This is a genomic window from Thauera sp. AutoDN2 (genome assembly GCF_051280715.1).
GTDB lineage: Bacteria > Pseudomonadota > Gammaproteobacteria > Burkholderiales > Rhodocyclaceae > Thauera.
In genome coordinates this window covers 73,303-92,435 of sequence record NZ_JBNCAR010000002.1, presented here as the reverse complement: position 1 = coordinate 92,435, position 19,133 = coordinate 73,303, and the positions used below count along the sequence as shown (strand labels likewise).

16 protein-coding genes are annotated in these 19,133 nt (G+C 67.3%); 4 read left to right on the top strand and 12 right to left on the bottom strand.

Features of this window, described 5'->3' with window-relative positions; all coding sequences use genetic code 11:
- Positions 1-6: 6 nt before the first annotated feature.
- The 5 genes from ACPT9U_RS01785 to ACPT9U_RS01765 form a co-directional block, all read right to left on the bottom strand.
- Positions 7-888: a phosphoribulokinase gene (locus tag ACPT9U_RS01785; RefSeq protein ID WP_320368351.1), complete on the bottom strand. Its 882-nt coding sequence runs from the start codon at positions 886-888 to the stop codon at positions 7-9.
- Between the two features lie 18 nt (positions 889-906).
- Complete coding sequence (locus ACPT9U_RS01780; RefSeq protein ID WP_435749675.1) at positions 907-1,995, bottom strand: class 1 fructose-bisphosphatase; 1,089 nt, start codon at positions 1,993-1,995, stop codon at positions 907-909.
- 64 nt (positions 1,996-2,059) lie between these two features.
- Positions 2,060-2,962 carry a CbbX protein gene (gene cbbX / locus ACPT9U_RS01775; RefSeq protein ID WP_435749674.1) on the bottom strand — a complete coding sequence of 301 codons (903 nt, stop codon included), beginning with the start codon at positions 2,960-2,962 and terminating at the stop codon, positions 2,060-2,062.
- Positions 2,963-3,152: 190 nt separating this feature from the next.
- Positions 3,153-3,578 (bottom strand): ribulose bisphosphate carboxylase small subunit, encoded by a 426-nt coding sequence (locus tag ACPT9U_RS01770; RefSeq protein WP_418364922.1) that lies wholly within the window; start codon positions 3,576-3,578, stop codon positions 3,153-3,155.
- A 35-nt stretch (positions 3,579-3,613) separates the two neighbouring features.
- On the bottom strand, positions 3,614-5,080 hold the full coding sequence (locus tag ACPT9U_RS01765) for a form I ribulose bisphosphate carboxylase large subunit (protein ID WP_435749673.1): 1,467 nt from the start codon (positions 5,078-5,080) through the stop codon (positions 3,614-3,616).
- A 123-nt stretch (positions 5,081-5,203) separates the two neighbouring features.
- Between ACPT9U_RS01765 and ACPT9U_RS01760 the strand changes: the two genes are divergently transcribed.
- Positions 5,204-6,124, top strand: a complete 921-nt coding sequence (locus tag ACPT9U_RS01760; protein ID WP_418364924.1) for a LysR family transcriptional regulator — start codon at positions 5,204-5,206, stop codon at positions 6,122-6,124.
- A gap of 64 nt (positions 6,125-6,188) precedes the next feature.
- Here the strand turns inward: ACPT9U_RS01760 and fba are convergent, their stop codons facing one another.
- Both fba and pyk read right to left on the bottom strand, forming a co-directional pair.
- Positions 6,189-7,253: a class II fructose-bisphosphate aldolase gene (gene fba, locus ACPT9U_RS01755; protein WP_418364925.1), complete on the bottom strand. Its 1,065-nt coding sequence runs from the start codon at positions 7,251-7,253 to the stop codon at positions 6,189-6,191.
- Between the two features lie 244 nt (positions 7,254-7,497).
- Positions 7,498-8,952 (bottom strand): pyruvate kinase, encoded by a 1,455-nt coding sequence (gene pyk / locus ACPT9U_RS01750; protein WP_418364926.1) that lies wholly within the window; start codon positions 8,950-8,952, stop codon positions 7,498-7,500.
- Between the two features lie 254 nt (positions 8,953-9,206).
- On the opposite strand from pyk, the gene ACPT9U_RS01745 reads away from it, so the two are divergent.
- From ACPT9U_RS01745 to ACPT9U_RS01735, 3 genes are read left to right on the top strand one after another with little or no spacing between them, the layout of a single operon-like run.
- The gene (locus ACPT9U_RS01745) at positions 9,207-9,971 is read left to right on the top strand and encodes a fumarate reductase cytochrome b subunit (RefSeq protein ID WP_418364927.1); all 765 of its coding nucleotides are present in this window, start codon (positions 9,207-9,209) and stop codon (positions 9,969-9,971) included.
- Complete coding sequence (locus ACPT9U_RS01740) at positions 9,968-11,971, top strand: fumarate reductase flavoprotein subunit (protein ID WP_435749672.1); 2,004 nt, start codon at positions 9,968-9,970, stop codon at positions 11,969-11,971. The genes ACPT9U_RS01745 and ACPT9U_RS01740 overlap by 4 nt, the downstream gene beginning before the upstream one ends.
- Positions 11,968-12,705: a fumarate reductase iron-sulfur subunit gene (locus ACPT9U_RS01735; protein ID WP_418364929.1), complete on the top strand. Its 738-nt coding sequence runs from the start codon at positions 11,968-11,970 to the stop codon at positions 12,703-12,705. Before ACPT9U_RS01740 ends, ACPT9U_RS01735 begins: the two co-directional genes overlap by 4 nt.
- Before the next feature lie 63 nt (positions 12,706-12,768).
- On the opposite strand, the gene ACPT9U_RS01730 is transcribed toward ACPT9U_RS01735, so the two are convergent.
- The 5 genes from ACPT9U_RS01730 to ACPT9U_RS01710 form a co-directional block, all read right to left on the bottom strand.
- Positions 12,769-13,953, bottom strand: coding sequence for a phosphoglycerate kinase (locus ACPT9U_RS01730; protein WP_418364930.1), 1,185 nt, complete (start codon positions 13,951-13,953; stop codon positions 12,769-12,771).
- 78 nt (positions 13,954-14,031) lie between these two features.
- Positions 14,032-15,060: a type I glyceraldehyde-3-phosphate dehydrogenase gene (gene gap / locus ACPT9U_RS01725; protein ID WP_418364931.1), complete on the bottom strand. Its 1,029-nt coding sequence runs from the start codon at positions 15,058-15,060 to the stop codon at positions 14,032-14,034.
- Positions 15,061-15,202: 142 nt separating this feature from the next.
- Positions 15,203-17,218 carry a transketolase gene (tkt, locus tag ACPT9U_RS01720; RefSeq protein ID WP_435749671.1) on the bottom strand — a complete coding sequence of 672 codons (2,016 nt, stop codon included), beginning with the start codon at positions 17,216-17,218 and terminating at the stop codon, positions 15,203-15,205.
- A gap of 127 nt (positions 17,219-17,345) precedes the next feature.
- Entirely contained in the window at positions 17,346-18,221 is an 876-nt protein-coding gene (locus tag ACPT9U_RS01715) for a phosphoribulokinase (RefSeq protein WP_418364933.1), read from the bottom strand.
- A 73-nt stretch (positions 18,222-18,294) separates the two neighbouring features.
- Entirely contained in the window at positions 18,295-19,104 is an 810-nt protein-coding gene (locus tag ACPT9U_RS01710) for an inositol monophosphatase family protein (RefSeq protein ID WP_418364934.1), read from the bottom strand.
- Positions 19,105-19,133 lie beyond the last annotated feature (29 nt).

The window sequence follows — 19,133 nt, the reverse complement described above, 5'->3', positions numbered from 1 at the left end:
GAAGCATTACTGCGCCAGCGCCTTGCGGCGGCGGTCCATCAGGCGCCAGATGAAGGGGGTGAAGATGAGCTGCATGGCCAGTTCCATCTTTCCGCCCGGCACCACGATGGTGTTGGCGCGGCTCATGAAGCTGTCGTTGATCATGTTGAGCAGGTAGGGAAAGTCGATGCCCTTTGGGTTGGCGAAGCGGATCACCACCATGGATTCGTCGGCGGTCGGGATGGCGCGTGCGATGAAGGGGTTGGAGGTGTCCACCATCGGCACGCGCTGGAAGTTCACATGCGTGCGCGCGAACTGCGGGCAGATGTAATGCACGTAGTCGTGCATGCGGCGCAGGATGGTGTCGGTGACCGCCTCGGTGGAGTAGCCGCGGGTGCTCTTGTCGCGGTTGAGCTTCTGGATCCATTCGAGGTTGATCACCGGCACCACGCCGATGAGCAGATCGACGAAGCGCGCGACGTCGATGTTCTCGTGTTGAACTGCGCCGTGCAGGCCTTCGTAGAACATCAGGTCGGTGCCGGTGGGGAGCTCCTCCCACGGGGTGAAGGTGCCGGGTTCCTGCTTGTACGGCTCGGCTTCGTCGGCGCTGTGCAGGTACTTGCGGCGCTTGCCGCTGCCCGACTCGCCATAGCTGCGGAACAGGTTCTCGATCTCGCCGAACAGGTTGGCTTCGGGGCCGAAGTGGCTCAACTGGCAGTTGCCGTCGAGGTCGCAGGCGGCGAGCTTCTCACGCATGGTCTTGCGATCGTAGGCGTGGAAGCTGTCGCCCTCGATGACCGCCGCAGTGACCCCCTCGCGGCGGAAGATCTCCTCGAAGGTGCGCTGTACGGTGCTGGTGCCGGCGCCGGAGGAGCCGGTGATGGCGACGATCGGATGACGTTCGGACATGATGTCTCCCCGGGAGGCTTATGAAGCGAATGCGGTGTCGCGGAACAGCGAGCGCGTCTGGAACAAGGGCAGCTCGTCTTGCGGCCCACCGATCAGCGGTTCGCCGTGGTAGCGCTCGATGCGCTCGACCTCTTCCTTCGAACCGAACACGAAGCCGATGCGCTGGTGCAGCGATTCGGGCTGGACCTCGAGCACCGGGCGCACGCCCGTGCTCGCGCGGCCGCCGGCCTGTTCGATGAGGAAGCCGATCGGGTTGCACTCGTAGAGCAGGCGCAGCCGGCCGGGCTTGGCCGGGTCCTTTCGGTCGCGCGGGTAGAGGAACACGCCGCCGCGCATCAGGATGCGGTGGGTTTCGGCCACCAGCGAGGCGATCCAGCGCATGTTGAAGTCGGCGCCGCGCGGGCCGCTGCGGCCGGCGAGGCACTCATCCACGTAGCGCCGCACCGGGGTTTCCCAGAAGCGGGCGTTGGAGGCGTTGATGGCGAACTCGCGCGTGGTTTCGGGTACGCGGATGTCGGGGTGGGTGAGGTAGAACTCGCCGATGATCGGGTCGAGGGTGAAACCGGCGACGCCGCTGCCGACCGACAGCACCAGCATGGTGGAGGGGCCGTAGATGGCGTAGCCGGCGGCGACCTGGCGGTTGCCGAGTTGCAGGAAGTCTTCGGCTGGCGCGTCTTCGCCCGGCGTGGGCGCGCGCAGGATGGAGAAGATGGAGCCGACGGCGACGTTGACGTCGATGTTGGATGAGCCGTCGAGCGGGTCGAAGGCGAGCAGGTACTTGCCGCGCTGGTCGCTGGCGGGCAGCGGGATGGGGGCTTCGTTCTCTTCGGACACCATGCCCGCGAGGTCGCCACCCCAGTGCGTGGCGCGCAGGAAGATCTCGTCGGCGAGGACGTCGAGCTTCTTCTGTTCCTCGCCCTGCACGTTGGCGTTGCCGTGGCTGCCGAGCACATCGGCGAGCGCGCCGTGGGCGACCGCGCGCGAGATCGCCTTGCAGGCCTGCGCGACCTGCAGGATCAGGGCGTTGAACTCGCCGGTGGCGCAAGGGTTGTTGCGGCGGTGCTCGATCAGGTATTCGGTGAGCGTGCTGCGGTCGAGGCTGAACATGGTCTGTCTCCCCCGGCGTGGTGCCGGATCGGTGCTTGTCGTTGTGCGTGTGCGCCGGCTCGGCTCAGGCGGTTTCGGCTGGCAGGAAGTGCCGGCTGGCGCGCACGTCGGCTTCGGTGAGGGTGGTGAGCGAATCCGCATCGACCAGCCCGCCTGCTTCGAACAGGCGCAGGGCCTGGCGCAGGCGCATGCGGTCGAGCGCGTTGCGCACGCTGCGCGCGTTGGCGAAGTGCGGATGGCGGCGGCGCAGCACGATGTATTCGTCGAAGGTGCGGCGCGCAGCCGCGTCGAAACGGTAGTTCCAGCCGGCGAGCATGCGCTGGGCGATCTCGCCGAGTTCGTCGTTGCTGTAGTCGGGGAAGTCGACGTGGTGGGCGATGCGCGACTTCATGCCGGGGTTGGATTCGAAGAAGCGTTCCATGCGCTCGGCGTAGCCGGCGAGGATGACGACGAGGTCGTCGCGCTGGTTCTCCATCACCTGCAGCAGGATCTCGATGGCTTCCTGGCCGTAGTCCTTTTCGTTCTCGGGGCGGTAGAGGTAGTAGGCCTCGTCGATGAAGAGCACGCCGCCCATGGCGCGCTTGAGCACGTCCTTGGTCTTGGGCGCGGTGTGGCCGATGTACTGGCCGACGAGGTCGTCGCGGGTGACGGCGACGACGTGGCCGCGGCGGCAGTAGCCGAGGCGGTGCAGGATCTCGGCCATGCGCATGGCGACGGTGGTCTTGCCGGTGCCGGGGTTGCCGGTGAAGCTCATGTGCAGCGAGGGGTGTTCGGTGGCCAGCCCGAGGCGCTGGCGCACGCGGTCGACGAGCAGCAGGGCGGCGATCTCGCGCACGCGGCGCTTGACCGGGGCAAGGCCGACGAGGTCGCGGTCGAGGGACTCGAGCACTTCGCCGATGCCGGCGTCGCGGAACTCGGCGCCGAGGTCGATGCTGGCGGGGGCGGGGGCCTTCTCGGGGGCGTTCATGGTCGCGTCTCCTGTCGGTGTCGGTTCATCGGAACGTGGGTGGGCGTGTGCGCGGGACCGCCGGCCGACCGGGTGATCTGCGCCGCTTGGCTGCGGAACTCGCTCGCTGCGCTCGCTCAGACAGTCCTCGCCGCGCTTCGCAGATCACCCGATCGGCCTGTGCCCGTGGGCTTACTGATGCGCTGTGTCGTCAGCTCGCATAGCGCGCGCCTTCCGGGTTGCGGCCGACGGCGTAGCTCTCCATCGTGTAGCGCAGGCTGCGACCCTTCGTTTCCTGGCGGGTGAGTCTGAAGCCGGGCTCGGCCGTGGGGCGCTGGACGATGAAGGACATGCGCACCGTCTCCCAGCCCTTGGTGGAGTCGAAGGCGTTGATGCGGATGTAGGTCTCGGGGTTGGCCTCGCGGCAGGCCTTGAGTTCGCCCATGACGCCGGCCGGGTCGCGCAGGTCGAACATCGGCAGGCTCCACATGTTCCAGTAGGTGTTGCGCGGGTGCGGGTCGTCGGTGAATTCGAGGGCGACCGCCCAGTTCTGGTCGAGGCAGTAGTTGATCTGCGCGGCGATCTGGGTGTCGGTGAGGTCGGGCAGAAAGGAAAAGCAGCCTTGGGTGATGCGCATGATGGGTCTCCTCGGTTCCGGTATGAGGCTGGGCTTCAGGCCACGCTGGCGGTCGGCACGAAGTCGGACGTGTCGGTGCTGGTGTAGTTGAAGGTGATCTCGCCCCAGGTATCGAGCGCGGCGCGCAGCGGCTGGCACCACTTGGCGGCGTCGGCGAGGATCTGCGGACCTTCGTTGAGAATGTCGCGGCCTTCGTTGCGGGCGAGCACCATGGATTCGAGCGCGACGCGGTTGGCGGTGGCGCCGGCCTGGATGCCCATCGGGTGGCCGATGGTGCCGCCGCCGAACTGCAGCACGCATTCGTCGCCGAACAGGTCGAGCAGCTGGTGCATCTGACCAGCATGGATGCCGCCCGAGGCGACCGGCATCACGCGCTTGATGCTGGCCCAGTCCTGGTCGAAGAACAGGCCGCGCGGCAGGTCCTGCTTCGTGTAGGTGTCGCGGCAGACGTTGTAGAAGCCCTGCACGGTCATCGGGTCGCCTTCGAGCTTGCCGACTGCGGTGCCGGCATGCAGGTGGTCGACCCCGGCCAGGCGCAGCCACTTGGCGATGACGCGGAAGGACACGCCGTGGTTTTTTTGCCGGGTGTAGGTGCCGTGGCCGGCGCGGTGCATGTGCAGGATCATGTCGTTCTCGCGGCACCAGTTGCTGATCGACTGGATCGCGGTCCAGCCGATGATGAGATCGACCATGACGATGCAGGAGCCGAGGTCGCGGGCGAATTCGGCGCGCTTGTACATCTCCTCCATGGTGCCGGCGGTGATGTTGAGGTAGTGACCCTTGGATTCGCCGGTCTGCGCCGCGGCCTGGTTGACGCCTTCCATGCAGTACAGGAAGCGATCGCGCCAGTGCATGAAGGGCTGCGAGTTGATGTTCTCGTCGTCCTTGGTGAAGTCCAGCCCGCCGCGCAGGGCTTCATACACCACGCGGCCGTAGTTCTTGCCCGACAGGCCGAGCTTGGGCTTCATCGTCGCACCCAGCAGCGGGCGGCCGTATTTCTCCAGGCGCTCGCGCTCGACGACGATGCCGGTCGGCGGGCCGCGGAAGGTCTTCACATAGGCCACCGGCAGGCGCATGTCCTCGAGGCGCGCGGCCTTGAGCGGCTTGAAACTGAACACGTTGCCGATGATGGAGGCGGTGAGGTTGGCGATCGAGCCTTCCTCGAACAGGTCGAGGTCGTAGGCCACCCAGCAGAAGTACTGGCCTTCCTGGCCCGGCACCGGCTCGATGCGGTAGGCCTTGGCGCGGTACTTGTCGCAGGCGGTCAGGCGGTCGGTCCACACCACGGTCCAGGTGGCGGTGGAGGATTCGCCGGCCACCGCAGCGGCGGCCTCGATCGGATCCACGCCTTCCTGCGGGGTGATGCGGAACACGGCGAGCACGTCGGTGTCCTTGGGCTCGTAGTCGGCGTTCCAGTAGCCCATTTGCGCGTACTTGAGCACGCCGGCCTGGTAGCGCTTCCTGGGGTCGAGGATCTGCTGCGGGGTGTCTGCGGCGCCCATATCGTGTCTCCTTTGTTTGATCGGCTGCGAGTGGTGCTTCGAGCGGTGGGGTGACTGGACAATAAGGGCTTGCTCAAATAAGCTCCAATGACGTTTTTTGTGTATTTCAGATAAGGTTTTCTGATGAAGCTCGCCCAGCGCATGACCCTGAAGCAGCTACGCGCCTTGGTCGCCGTCGCCGACAGCGCCAGCTTCACGCAGGCGGCGCGGCTGCTGCATCTCACCCAGCCGGCGATCTCGATGCAGGTCCGTGACGCGGAGGCCATCGTCGGGCAGGTGCTGGTGGATGGGCGGCGCGAGGTGCGACTGACGCCGGCGGGAGAGCTTCTGGTGCGCGCGGCGCGGCAGGTGTTGCACAGCCTGGAACTGGCCGAGGTCGAGCTGAAAGCGAGGATGGGTGTGGCAGCGGGTACGCTGGACGTGGTCGCGATCACCACGGCGGAGTATTTCGTGCCCTATCTGCTCGCGGAATTTGGCCGCCGCTTTCCAGACATCACCTTCCGGCTCACAGTGGCGAACCGCGAGCACGTGCGCGCGCTGCTGCAGGAGCAGCGCTGCGACGTGGCGATCATGGGGCAGCCGCCGCGCGGCCTGGAGTTGCGGCGCATTCCCTTCGCGCCGCACCGGCTGTCATTCGTGGCGCGCCCGGATCACCGCCTCGCCGGGCGCAAGCGCATCCCGCCCGCGGCGCTGACCGAGGAGCGCCTGCTGTTGCGTGAGCAGGGCTCCGGCACGCGCGACAACCTCGAACGCTACCTGCGCACGCATGGCGTCAAGCCGCTGGCGGCGGATGAGCTCGGCAGCAACGAGACCTTGAAGCAGGCGGTGATGGCGGGCATGGGCATCGCCTTCCTGTCGCATCACACCTTTGCAATGGAGGTGGAAAGCGGGCGGCTCGTGCGGCTGGACGTGGCCGATACGCCGGTGATCCGGGAGTGGAACGTGGTCTCGCGCATGGACCGCCCGCTTACGCCAGCGCTCGATGCGCTGCTGGAGTTCCTGCAGACCGAGGCGGCAGAGATGATGCGGGCGATGGAGCGCTGAGAGCCGCGCAAGAAAAAACGCGCCACATGGGCGCGTTTCGAACTGCCTGGGAAGCCGCGACGACTCAGCGCACGATCTGCGTGAGTTCGCCGGCCTTGTAGCGCGCCGCCATTTTCTCGAGCGAGACCGACTTGATCTTGCTGGCCATGCCGGCGCAGCCGAAGGCTTCGAAGCGGGCCTTGCACACCAGCTTGGCGGCTTCACGCGCGGGCTTGTTGAACTCGCGCGGGTCGAACTTGGAGGGGTTCTCGACCAGGAACTTGCGCACTGCGCCGGTCATCGCCAGGCGGATGTCGGTGTCGATGTTGATCTTGCGCACGCCGTACTTGATGCCCTGCACGATCTCCTCGACCGGTACGCCGTAGGTCTCCTTCATGTCGCCGCCGTACTGGCGGATGATCTCGAGCAGTTCCTGCGGCACCGAGCTGGAGCCGTGCATCACCAGGTGGGTGTTGGGGATGCGGGCGTGGATCTGCTTGATGCGCTCGATGGCGAGGATGTCGCCGGTGGGCTTGCGGCTGAACTTGTAGGCGCCGTGGCTGGTGCCGATCGCGATGGCGAGCGCGTCGCAGTCGGTCTGCTTGACGAAGTCGGCGGCCTGGTCGGGGTCGGTCAGCATCTGGCTGTGGTCGAGCGTGCCTTCGGCGCCAACGCCGTCTTCCTCGCCGGCCTGGCCGGTCTCGAGCGAGCCGAGGCAGCCGAGCTCGCCTTCGACGCTGACGCCGATGGCGTGCGAGAACTTCACCACCTCACGGGTGACGGCGACGTTGTACTCGTAGGAGGAGGGCGTCTTGCCGTCTTCCAGCAGCGAGCCGTCCATCATCACGCTGGAGAAGCCCGAGCGGATCGCGCCCATGCAGATCGCCGGGCTCTGGCCGTGGTCCTGGTGCATGACGATGGGGATGCTCGGGTAGGCCTCGACGGCGGCGTCGATCAGGTGGCGCAGGAAGGCTTCGCCCGCGTATTTGCGCGCGCCGGCCGAGGCCTGCATGATCACCGGGCTGTCGCATTCCGCCGCCGCTTCCATGATGGCCTGGACCTGTTCGAGGTTGTTCACGTTGAACGCGGGCAGGCCATAGCTGTGTTCGGCGGCATGGTCGAGCAGCTGGCGCATGGAAACGAGGGGCATGGAGTCTCTCCGGAAGGGGGCCGCGCTCGGCGGCAGTGCGATCGAAAGCCGGTATTTTAGCCTGTGTCGTGGCGAAAACGATCCTGCCCGTGTGGGGCGCGTTCGGGGACAGAGCTGGCAGGCAGGAGAAGCGGAGTTGTGGGGAGCGCGGGCGCCGGGGCTGGAATTGCTGGAGCGGGCCTGCCCGCGAATGCAGCGCCCGAGAAGGCGCCGCTTGCGGGCAGGCCCACCCCTGCAGCCAGCTTTACACCGGGTCGTCCAGGGTGCCCGGCATGTGGTGTTCGCCGACGCGTACGATCTTGAGCGTGTTGGTGCCGCCGGCACTGCCGATCGGCTCCCCGATGGTGAGCACGATGAGGTCGCCGTAGTCGACCACGCCTTGCTCGAGCAATACCTGTTCTGCCTCCCACAGGAGCACGTCACGGTCCTGGTGAGTCTGGCTCATCAGGAGCGGATGGACTTCGCGGTAGAGCGTCATCTGGTTGCGCGCCGAGACCTCGGGGGTGAGCGCGTAGATCGGCACGCCGGCGATCAGGCGGCTCATCCACAGCGCGGTGGAACCGGTCTGCGTCAGCGAGGCGATCGCCTTCACCTTGAGGTGGTAGGCCGTCCAGATCGCCGCCATTGCGATCGACTGGTCGATGCGGGTGAACACGCGGTCGAGCATCTCTCGGTCAAGCCCGGTGTCGTAGGACTTCTCCGCCTCCAGGCAAACGCGACTCATCGCCTCGATGACCTCTACCGGGAACTTTCCGGCGGCGGTCTCGGCCGACAGCATCACCGCGTCGGTGCCGTCGAGCACTGCGTTGGCCACGTCCGAGACCTCGGCGCGGGTGGGCACCGGGCTGGTGATCATGGATTCCATCATCTGCGTGGCGGTGATGGTGAGCTTGTTGCGGTCGCGCGCAGCGCGGATCATCTTCTTCTGCAGGGCCGGCACGGCGGCATCGCCCACCTCCACGGCCAGGTCGCCGCGTGCCACCATGATGCCGTCCGAGGCGTCCAGGATCTCCTCGAGGTTGGCTACGGCCTCGGTGCGCTCGATCTTGGCGATCAGCAGCGCCGAGCTGCCTGCCGCGCGCATCAGCTGGCGTGCCATGTACATGTCGGCTGCGCTCTTGGGGAAGGACACCGCCACGAAGTCCACCCCGATACGGGCGGCGGTGCGGATGTCGTCCATGTCCTTGCCGGTCAGCGCGGGAGCGGTGAGGCCGCCGCCCTGACGGTTGATGCCCTTGTTGTTCGAGAGTTCGCCGCCCACCTTCACTAGGGTGTGGATCTCGTGGCCGAGGACGCGCTGCACGATCAGCTTGAGGCGGCCGTCGTCGAGCAGCAGGATGTCACCCGGCTTCACGTCCTTGGGCAGATCCTTGTAGTCGAGGCCCACGCGCTGGACGTTGCCCAGTTCGCAGCGTGCGTCGAGGATGAAGGGGGCGTCACGGGTCAGTGTCACGCGGCCTTCCTCGAACCTACCGATGCGGATCTTCGGTCCCTGCAGGTCGGCGAGGATGCCGACCGGCCGGCCTGCCCGCGCGGATGCATCGCGAATGGCTTCCGCGCGCGCCACATGGTCTTCCGGCTTGCCGTGGGAGAAGTTCATGCGCACCACGTCGAGGCCGGCGTGCACCATGCGCTCCAGGGTGTGCAGGTCGGACGAGGCGGGGCCGAGGGTGGCGACGATCTTGGTATGGCGGGACATCCGGGCTACTCCGGTCGGTTGGCTCCCGGCATTCTAGCAGTGCGCCATGCACGATCGCTGCCGTGCGATCCCATGGGCTGCCCCCGCAGGGCGCCCGGACGCAAGCGCGGCGCCTGAGCATTCGAGAGGAGCCCTGCACCCGTTCCGGGTGGATCCATTGTGCGTTGCAACAAAAGCCGGTATAGAGTATCGCCATCCGCCTCCTTTCCTTTGCGGGCGCCCGGCGTGCCCCCTGCCGGATGCCTGCCTGACCGATGACTTCACCGCTTCCCGGATTCCGTTCCGCATCTTCCCCCTGGCCTGCCCGTCTCGATGTGTTGCAGAGCCTGTCGGGGCTCGCGCTCGCGCTCTTCATGTGGGTTCACATGGGCTTCGTTTCCGCGATCCTGATCAGCGAGGATTTCGCCTGGAGCGTGGCGCGGTTCTTCGAGGGCTACTTTTTCCTGCCGCGCCCGCAGGCCTGGCTGGTGTCCGTCTTCGTTGCGGGGATCACATCGCTGCTCGCGCTGCATGCGCTGCTGGCCCTGCGCAAGTTCCCGGCCGACTGGCGCCAGTACCGTATCGCTGCGCGGCACGGCAGCCGGCTGCGCCATGGCGACACCACGTTGTGGTTCGTGCAGGTGGTGACCGGCTTCGCGATGTTCTTCCTGGCGCCGGTACACCTGTACGCGATGTTCATGCACCCCGAACTTATCGGCCCGTATGAGTCCGCCGACCGGGTGTGGACCGGCGGTTTCTGGCCGCTGTACCTTGCGCTGCTGTTCGCGGTTGAGGTGCATGGCAGCGTGGGGTTATATCGGTTGGCGGTGAAGTGGGGGTGGTTCGAGGGTCGCGATGTGCGTGTGAGCCGGCGCCGGCTCAAGATCGCGATGTGGGCGCTGATCGCCTTCCTGCTCACCCTCGGTCTGACTACGCTGATGGCGGAGATCCGCCTGGGCATCGAGCATGCACCGCGTGCGGGTGAGCGCTATGTGCCGAGCTGGCAGCGCGGGGTGGATTCCGGAGCATTGCGGCAATGAGGATCGAATACACGGACGTGCTGGTCGTGGGTGGCGGGCTGGCCGGACTGCGCACCGCGGTGGGCGCGGCGCGGCGTGGGCTGCGGGTCGAGGTGCTGTCGCTGGTACCGGCCAAACGCTCGCACTCCGTCGCGGCGCAGGGCGGCATGCAGGCGAGTCTGGGTAATGCGACCAAGGGCTTGGGCGACAACGAGGATGTGCACTTCGAGGACACCGTGCGCGGTTCGGACTGGGGGTGCGACCAGCTTGTCGCACGCATGTTCGCCCACATGGCGCCCAAGGCGGTGCGCGAGCTCGCGGCCTGGGGGGTGCCCTGGAACCGGGTGCAGCGCGGCGCGCATGAGGTGGTGATCAACGGCGAGCGTGTCACGCTCACCGAACGCGACGAGGCCCATGGCCTGATCACCGCGCGCGACTTCGGCGGCACGCGCAAGTGGCGCACCTGCTACACCGCCGACGGCACCGGCCATACCATGCTCTATGCGCTCGGCGATCGCGCGGTGGCCGAGGGCATTCCGGTGCGCAACCGCAGTGAGGCGGTGGCGCTGATCCACGAGGGCGGGCGTTGCCAGGGCGTGGTGGTGCGCGATCTGGAGAGCGGCGAGCTTTACGCCATGCTCGCTGCGGCCACAGTGATCGCCACCGGCGGCTTCGGCCGCATCTGGGGGATTTCGACCAACGCGCTGATCAACGAAGGCATGGGGGCGGCGATTGCACTCGAGACCGGGGTGGTACGCCTGGCCAACATGGAGGCGGTGCAGTTCCATCCCACCGCGATCGTGCCTGCCGGCATCCTCGTCACGGAGGGCTGCCGCGGTGACGGCGGTCTGTTGCGTGACGTTGATGGCCACCGCTTCATGCCCGACTACGAGCCGGAGAAGGCCGAACTGGCCTCGCGTGACGTGGTCTCGCGCCGCATGGCCGAGCACATGCGCCGCGGCAAAGGCGTGAAATCCGCCGCCGGCGAGCACCTGTGGCTGGACATCGCGGTGCTCGGCGCCGCCCACATCGACCACAAGCTGCGCGAGGTGAAGGACATCTGCCGCCACTTCCTCGGCATCGACCCGGCGCGCGACTGGATCCCGGTGCGTCCGACCCAGCACTACTCGATGGGCGGCATCCGCACCGACCACCGCGGCGAATCGCCCTCGCTGCGCGGCCTGTTCGCGGTGGGCGAGGCGGCGTGCTGGGACCTGCACGGTTTCAACCGTCTGGGCGGCAACTCGCTCGCCGAGACGGTGGTGGCGGGCATGCTGGTGGGCGAGTACGTTGCCGATTTCGTTGCGTCGCACGCCGGCGCCTTGAAGTTCTCGCCCGGACTCGCGCGCGAGTTCGTCGGCCGCGAGCGCGCCGCCCTGGAGGCGATCGCTGCGCGTCCGGTGCCCGCGCCGGGCGGCGACACCGTGGCCTCGCTGCGGTGTGAGATGGAGGTGACCATGACCGAGCACGTCGGCCTGTTCCGCAATGAGACCGGGCTGCGCGCAGCGGTTGCGACGCTGACCGACCTGCATGCGCGCGCGCAGCGGGTCGGCATCGCCAGCCGCCATCTCGACGCCAACCCGGAACTGGTGGCCGCCTACCGCCTGCCGCGCATGCTCGCGCTCGCGCTGTGCGCCGCGCAGGGCGCGCTCGAGCGCCGCGAGAGCCGCGGCGCGCATGCGCGCGAGGACTACCCGGCGCGCAACGACCGCGACTGGCTGCGCCGCACGCTGGCGTGGTGGCCGACGGGGGGCGCCGCGCCGGTGCTGGAGTACGAGCCGATCACGGTCGAGCACATGGAGCTGCCGCCCGGCTTCCGCGGCTACGGCACGCGCAACATCGTCGAGCACCCGGCCACCGCGCTGCGCGAGGCCGAGATCGAATCCATCCGTGCCCGCCTGGAGGGCGCCGGGCGCAGCCCCCTGCAGGCCGCGCTGCTGGATTTCCGCATGCGCCTGCCCGAGCGCTATCGCGGCGACAACGAACGCCTCGCCGGCATCGAAGAAGGAGCGCCGCGATGAGCCGCCGCCTGAAACTCTCCATCTTCCGCCACAACCCGCGCGACCCCAAGAGCGTGCCGCGCCTGGTCGACTATGAGCTCGACGAGCAACCGGGCATGACGCTCTTCATCGCGCTCAATGCGATTCGCGACACCCAGGCGCCGGACCTGAACTTCGATTTCGTCTGCCGCGCGGGGGTGTGCGGATCGTGCGCGATGGTGATCGACGGCCGCCCCGGGCTGGCCTGCCGTACGCTGACGAGCACCTTGCCGGCATCGTTCAGCTTGTATCCCCTGCCGGTGTTCCGGCTGGTGGCCGATCTTTCGGTGGATGTGGGGAGCTGGATGCGCGAACTCGCCGAGCGCCTGCAGACCTGGGCCCACCTGGATGGCGAGCCCGATCTTGATTGCCTGGAGGCGCGCATGGAGCCGGCGCTGGCCGAGGAGGTCTACGAGCTCGATCGCTGCATCGAGTGCGGCTGCTGCATCGCCGCCTGTGCTACCGCGCAGATGCGCGAGGGCTTCGTCGGTGCGGTCGGCCTCAACAAGGTCGCGCGCTTCCGCCTCGACCCGGCCGACACGCGCGACGACGCCGACTTCTACGAGCTCGTCGGCAACGATGCAGGGATCTTCGGCTGCATGAGCCTGCTGGCCTGCAACGACCTGTGTCCCAAGGAGCTTTCGCTACAGACTCAGCTCGCCTGGCTGCGGCGCAAGATGGCGGGGCAGGGCGTGCGCTGGCTGCGCCGGGCTTGAAGCGTCGCCATGACGAAAACGGCCGCCCCTGTGAGCGGCCGTTGCGCGGTGTCGGTGCAGGCCTCAGTCCTTGAAACGTGCTTCCAGCGCTGCGATCGCGGGCAGGGTCTTGCCTTCGAGGAACTCGAGGAAGGCGCCGCCGCCAGTGGAAATGTAGCCCACGTCGTCGGCGATGTGGAATTTCGCGATGGCTGCCAGGGTGTCGCCGCCGCCGGCGATCGAGAAGGCTTCGGAGTGGGCGATGGCCGAGGCCATCATCTTGGTGCCGCCGGCAAACTGGGGCAGTTCGAACACGCCGACCGGGCCATTCCACACGATGGTGCCGGCGTGGGCGATGATCTCGGACAGCTTGGCGGCGGTGCGCGGGCCGACGTCGAGAATGCGGTCGTGCGGGCCGACCTCGTCCACCGAGATGCGGTTCGCGCGCGCCAGGGCGGAGACTTCGTCGGCGACGACGACGTCTACCGGCAAGGGCACTTCGGCGCCGCGCGCCTTCATCATGTCCATGATCGCCTGCGCTTCCTTGACCAGCTCGGGCTCGGCCAGCGACTCGCCGATCCGCTTGCCGGAGGCGAGCAGGAAGGTGTTGGCGATGCCGCCGCCAACGATCAACTGGTCGACCTTGTCGGCGAGCGAGCGCAGGATGGTCAGCTTGGACGACACCTTGGAGCCACCGACGATCGCTACCAGCGGGCGCTTGGGGTCGTGCAGCGCCTTGCCGAGTGCGTCGATCTCGGCGCCCATCAGGATGCCGGCACAGGCCACCGGGGCGAAGCGGGCGATGCCGTGGGTGGTCGCTTCGGCGCGGTGGGCGGTGCCGAAGGCGTCATTGACGTAGAGGTCGCACAGCGCGGCCATTTTCTTCGCCAGTTCCTCGTTGTCCTTCTTCTCGCCCTTGTTGCAGCGGCAGTTCTCGAGCAGGACGACCTCGCCCGGTTTCACCTCGAAGCCGCCTTCGACCCAGTCGCCGACCAGGCGCACCGGACGCTGCAGCAGCTGGCCTAGGCGTACCGCAACCGGCGCCAGGGTGTCGTCGGGGCCGACCGTGCCCTCGGTGGGGCGGCCGAGGTGGGAGGTGACCATGACCGCGGCGCCATTCTCCAGACAGAACTGGATCGAGGGCAGCGACGCGCGGATGCGGGTGTCCTCGGTGATGTTGCCGGCATCGTCCTGCGGCACGTTGAGGTCGGCGCGGATGAAGACCTTCTTGCCGCGCACGTCGAGGTCGGTAAGTTTCTTGACTTGCATGATTCGCTCGTTCCCGGAAAAACGCCCTGCGGGGCAGGGCGTAGATGGTTGGCGGTTCTGGACCGGCTTGCCTGGCGCTTACTTGGCGTTATAGAAAGCGCGGGCAGCGTCGAGCATGCGGCAGGAGTAGCCCCACTCATTGTCGTACCAGGCCAGGACCTTGACCAGCACGGAGCCGTCTTCGCCCTTGATGACGCGCGTCTGGGTGGCGTCGAAGGTGGAGGACACGGTGGTGTGGTTGAAGTCGGACGACACCAACGGCTCGTTATTCACCGCGAGGATGCCCTTGAGCGGGCCGTTGGCCGCGGCGGTCATCAGCTCGTTGATCTCTTCCTTGGTGGTGGCGCGCTCGGCGGTGAAGGTGAGGTCGACCAGCGAGACGTTGATGGTGGGCACGCGCAGGGCAAAGCCGTCGACCTTGCCGACGAGCTGCGGCAGCACCAGGCCGACGGCCTTCGCGGCGCCGGTCTTGGTGGGGATGATGTTGGCAGCGGCGGCACGCGCGCGGCGCAGGTCCTTGTGGCGCACGTCCACCGTGACCTGGTCGTTGGTGTAGGCGTGGATGGTGGTCATCAGGCCCTGCTTGATGCCGACGCTGTCGGCCAGGATCTTGGCGACCGGGGCCAGGCAGTTGGTGGTGCACGAGGCGTTGGAGACGACGGTCATGTCGCTGCGCAGCACTTCTTCGTTCACGCCCATGACGATGGTGGTGTCCACGTCGTCACCGCCCGGGGCGGAGATCAGCACGCGCTTCGCACCCTGGTCGAGCAGGGCCTGGGCCTTGGCCTTGGTGGTGTAGGCGCCGGTGCATTCAAGCAGCACGTCCACGCCGTGGCTGCCCCAGTTCACGCCCTTGGGGTCCTTGGTGGAGTAGAAGGGGATCTTCTTGCCGTCGATGATGATGCAGTCCTCGCCCTCGGTCTCGACCGAGGTCGCGAAGCGGCCGTGGGTGGTGTCGTACTTCAGCAGGTGGGCGTTGGTGGCCAGATCGCCGGAGGCGTTGATGGCGACCACTTCGAATTCGTTCTGCAGGCCCTGCTCGTAGATGGCACGCAGCGTGCAGCGACCGATACGACCGAAACCGTTGATGGCGACCTTGATGCTCATCGATGCTTCTCCCTGGAATGAGGATAAAGATTGAAAACCGGGTGTGCGTCCTTGTTGCTGCCCCGCCGGCAGGCGCCGGGTCGAGCCCTGATGTGCAGCGGGAGCGGTCCGCTTCCGGAGCCGCTCCCGCGCCTGGGTCTCGTCAGAGCACCGCTTTCACTGCCTGCACCACCGCATCTGCGGTGATGCCGAAATACTTGAACAGCTCGCCGGCCGGCGCCGACTCGCCGAAGCGGTCGATGCCGATCACCCGGCCTTCAAGGCCCACGTACTTGTACCAGCCGTCGGTGCAGCCGGCCTCGACCGCGACGCGCGGCAGGCCGGCGGGCAGCACGCTGGCCTTGTAGGCGGCGTCCTGGCGGTCGAAGATGTTGGTCGAAGGCATGGACACCACGCGCACCGCCACGCCTTGTTCGGCCAGGGTCTTCTGCGCCGCCATGGCGAGTGCAACTTCCGATCCGGTGGCGAGGATCACCGCCTGCGGCGTGCCGCCGGCCGCGTCCGCAAGCACATAGCCGCCCTTGCGGATTGCAGCGACCTGTTCCGCCGTGCGGGTCTGGAAGGGCAGGTTCTGGCGTGAGAAGCACATCGAGGTGGGGCCATCCTTGCGCTCGATCGCGCTTGCCCAGGCCACGGCGGACTCGGTGGTGTCGCAGGGGCGCCATACGTCCATGTTGGGGATCAGGCGCAGGGTGGCGGTCTGCTCCACCGGTTGGTGGGTGGGGCCGTCTTCGCCGAGGCCGATCGAGTCGTGGGTGAACACGAAGATCTGGCGCACCTTCATCAGCGCGGCCATGCGCAGGGCGTTGCGCGCGTACTCGCTGAACATCAGGAAGGTGGCGGTGTAGGGGATCAGGCCGCCGTGCAGCGCGACGCCGTTGGCGATCGCCGCCATGCCGAACTCGCGCACGCCGTAATACACGTAGTTGCCGCCGCTGGTTTTGCTGACGCCCTTGGCGCCCGACCACAGCGTGAGGTTGGAGCCGGCGAGGTCGGCAGAGCCGCCGAGCAGCTCGGGCAGCTTGGGCGCGTAGGCTTCGATGCTGTTCTGGCTGGCCTTGCGGGTGGCGATGGTCTCGGCCTTGTCGGTGACCTTGGCGAGCACCGCGGCGACGTGGGCATCCCAGTCGGCCGGCAGCTCGCCGGCCATGCGGCGTTCGAACTCGGCGGCGAGCTCGGGGTGGGCGGCACGGTAGGCGGCGAAAGTGGCGTTCCACTGGGCCTCGAGCGAGGCGCCCTTGGTGCGCGCGTCCCAAGCGGCGTAGACGTCGGCCGGGATCTCGAAGGGCGCGTGGGTCCAGCCGATGTGGGCGCGGGCAGCCTCGATTTCGGCCGCGCCGAGCGGGGCGCCGTGCACGTCGTGGCTGTCCTGCTTGTTGGGGGCGCCGGCGCCGATGATGGTCTTGCAGCAGATCAGCGTCGGGCGCGAGGGGTCGGCCTTGGCCTGCTGGATGGCAGCCTCGATCGCCACCGGGTCGTGGCCCTGCACGTCGCGGATCACCTGCCAGCCGTAGGCCTCGAAGCGCTTGGGGGTGTCGTCGGTGAACCAGCCCTGCACATGGCCGTCGATGGAGATGTCGTTGTCGTCGTAGAAGGCGACGAGCTTGCCCAGGCCCCAGGTGCCGGCGAGGGAGCAGGCTTCGTGCGAAATGCCCTCCATCAGGCAACCGTCGCCGAGGAAGACATAGGTGTTGTGGTTGACGATCTCGTGGCCGGGGCGGTTGAACTCGGCGGCGAGGATCTTCTCGGCGAGCGCCATGCCGACCGCGTTGGTGATGCCCTGGCCGAGCGGGCCGGTGGTGGTCTCGACGCCAGGCGCGTAGCCGTATTCGGGGTGGCCGGGCGTCTTGCTGTGCAGCTGGCGGAAGCGCTTGAGTTCCTCGATTGGCAGGTCGTAGCCGGTCAGGTGCAGCAGTGCGTAGATCAGCATGGAGCCGTGGCCGTTCGACAGTACGAAGCGGTCGCGGTCGGCCCACTTGGGGTTGGCCGGGTTATGGCGCAGGTGATGGCGCCACAGCACCTCGGCGATCTCGGCCATGCCCATCGGCGCGCCCGGGTGGCCGGAGTTGGCCTGTTGCACGGCGTCCATCGCCAGGGCGCGGATCGCACCGGTGATGGGATTGAAGACCGGGGGCTGGACGTTGCGGGTCGGCTGCATGCTGTTCTCGGGCCGGAGGCCACCATCGGAAAAACCGGAATTATCCCTTAAAAGGCCCCGGGGATGCCAACGCTGTGCCGCACTATCAAGGCGACCCAGAGTGGGGGGATCGCTGCAGGCTTTTGGATCAGGCGTACTGCCGGCGGCGCTCCATGAGCCTCCAGATGAGCGGGGTCAGGATCAACTGCATCGCCAGGTCGAGCTTGCCACCCGGAATGACGATGGTGTTGGCGCGGCTCATGAAGGCATCGTGGATCATGCGCAGCAGGTAGGGGAAGTCCACGCCGCGTGGATCCTTGAAGCGGATGACCACCATGGACTCATCCTGTGTCGGCACGTCGCGCGCGATGAAGGGGTTCGAGGTGTCGACCACCGGTACGCGCTGGAAGTTGATGTGGGTGCGGGCGAACTGCGGCACGATGTAATGCACGTAGTCGTGCATGCGGCGCAGGATGGTGTCCTGCACGGCCTCGGGGGTGTAGCCGCGCAGCTTGGTGTCGCGGTGCAGTTTCTGGATCCACTCGAGGTTGATCGTCGGCACCACGCCGATGAGCAGGTCGACATGGCTGGCGATGTCCACTTCCTCGGTCTGCACCGCACCGTGCAGGCCCTCGTAGAACAGGCAGTCCGTCCCGACCGGAAGATCCTCCCATTCGGTGAAGGTGCCCATGGGCAGGTTCCAGCGCATCGACTGGGCTTCGTTGTGGATGTAGTAACGGCGGCGGCCGGTGGCGGCTTCGCCATAGGCGCGAAACAGGCGTTCGAGCTCGGAGAGCTGATTGGCTTCGGGGCCAAAGTGACTGATGCCGCGCTGGCCGACCCGCTCCGCGTCCTCGATCAGCGTCTTCATCTCGTCGCGGGTGTAGCGGTGAAAGCTGTCGCCCTCGACGATGGCGGCATTGACATTCTCGCGGTGAAAGATCGCTTCGAAAGTGTGCTTGACCGTCGTCGTACCCGCGCCGGACGAACCGGTCACGGCGATGATCGGGTGCTTCAGGGACATGATGGGCTCCGTCGCAGGCGCAGGGTCGGATAAGCGGCGCGCGGGCGCCGCAGGCGGTTCGGTGTGGCGGGGTTCAGGAGTGCGCCTTGATCCAGTTCGACCAGTCGGTGAACAGGGCGGGCGAGGCGGCGGCGATCACGCCGCGCTTGATCGCGGGGCCGGACATCAGCGCGCCGCCGTCCAGTGCCTCGGCAATGCCGCCCGCCTCGGCCAGGATCAGGCGTCCGGCAGCGTAGTCCCACAGCATCTGCCCGCCATGCACATACACGTCGAGCCGGCCGGCGGCGACGAAGCACCATTCGAGCGCGCTCGAACCGAAGTTTCGCTGCGAGTAATAGGGCGGCCGCACCGCCAGTTCGTCGCCGAGGTGATGGCTGATGCGCTTGAAGTCCACCCCCGCCACGGCGTCGCACAGGCTGGTTGCGCCGGCGCGCAGGGGCAGTTCGGTGCCGTTGAGATAGGCCCCCGCGCCGCGCGCGGCATAGAAGGACTCGTCGGTGATCGGGTTGTAGACCACGCCGATCACCGGCTCGTGGTGGATCAGATAGGCGATCGATACCGCGAACAGCGGGATACCGTTGGCGAAGTTGGTGGTGCCGTCGATCGGGTCGATGCACCACATCCCGCGCGCACCCTCGTTCCACACGGTTGCCTGCTCGGCGGCGCTCATCTCCTCACCCAGCACGGCGCCCGGGAGGAACTGCGGCAGTGCCTCGGTGAAGCGACGCTGTGAGGCGAAGTCGGCTTCGGTGAAGAGCGAGCCGTCGGCCTTGCGATTGCGCGCCGACTTGAGATAACGGGGAAGGATCTCGTCGCGCGCGATGTCGCGAACCATGGATTCCAGGGCGCGTGCGCGCGCCAAGCGCTGGGCTGCTGTAGGCATCGGGGCCTCCTGGCCGCTCGGGCGGCCTG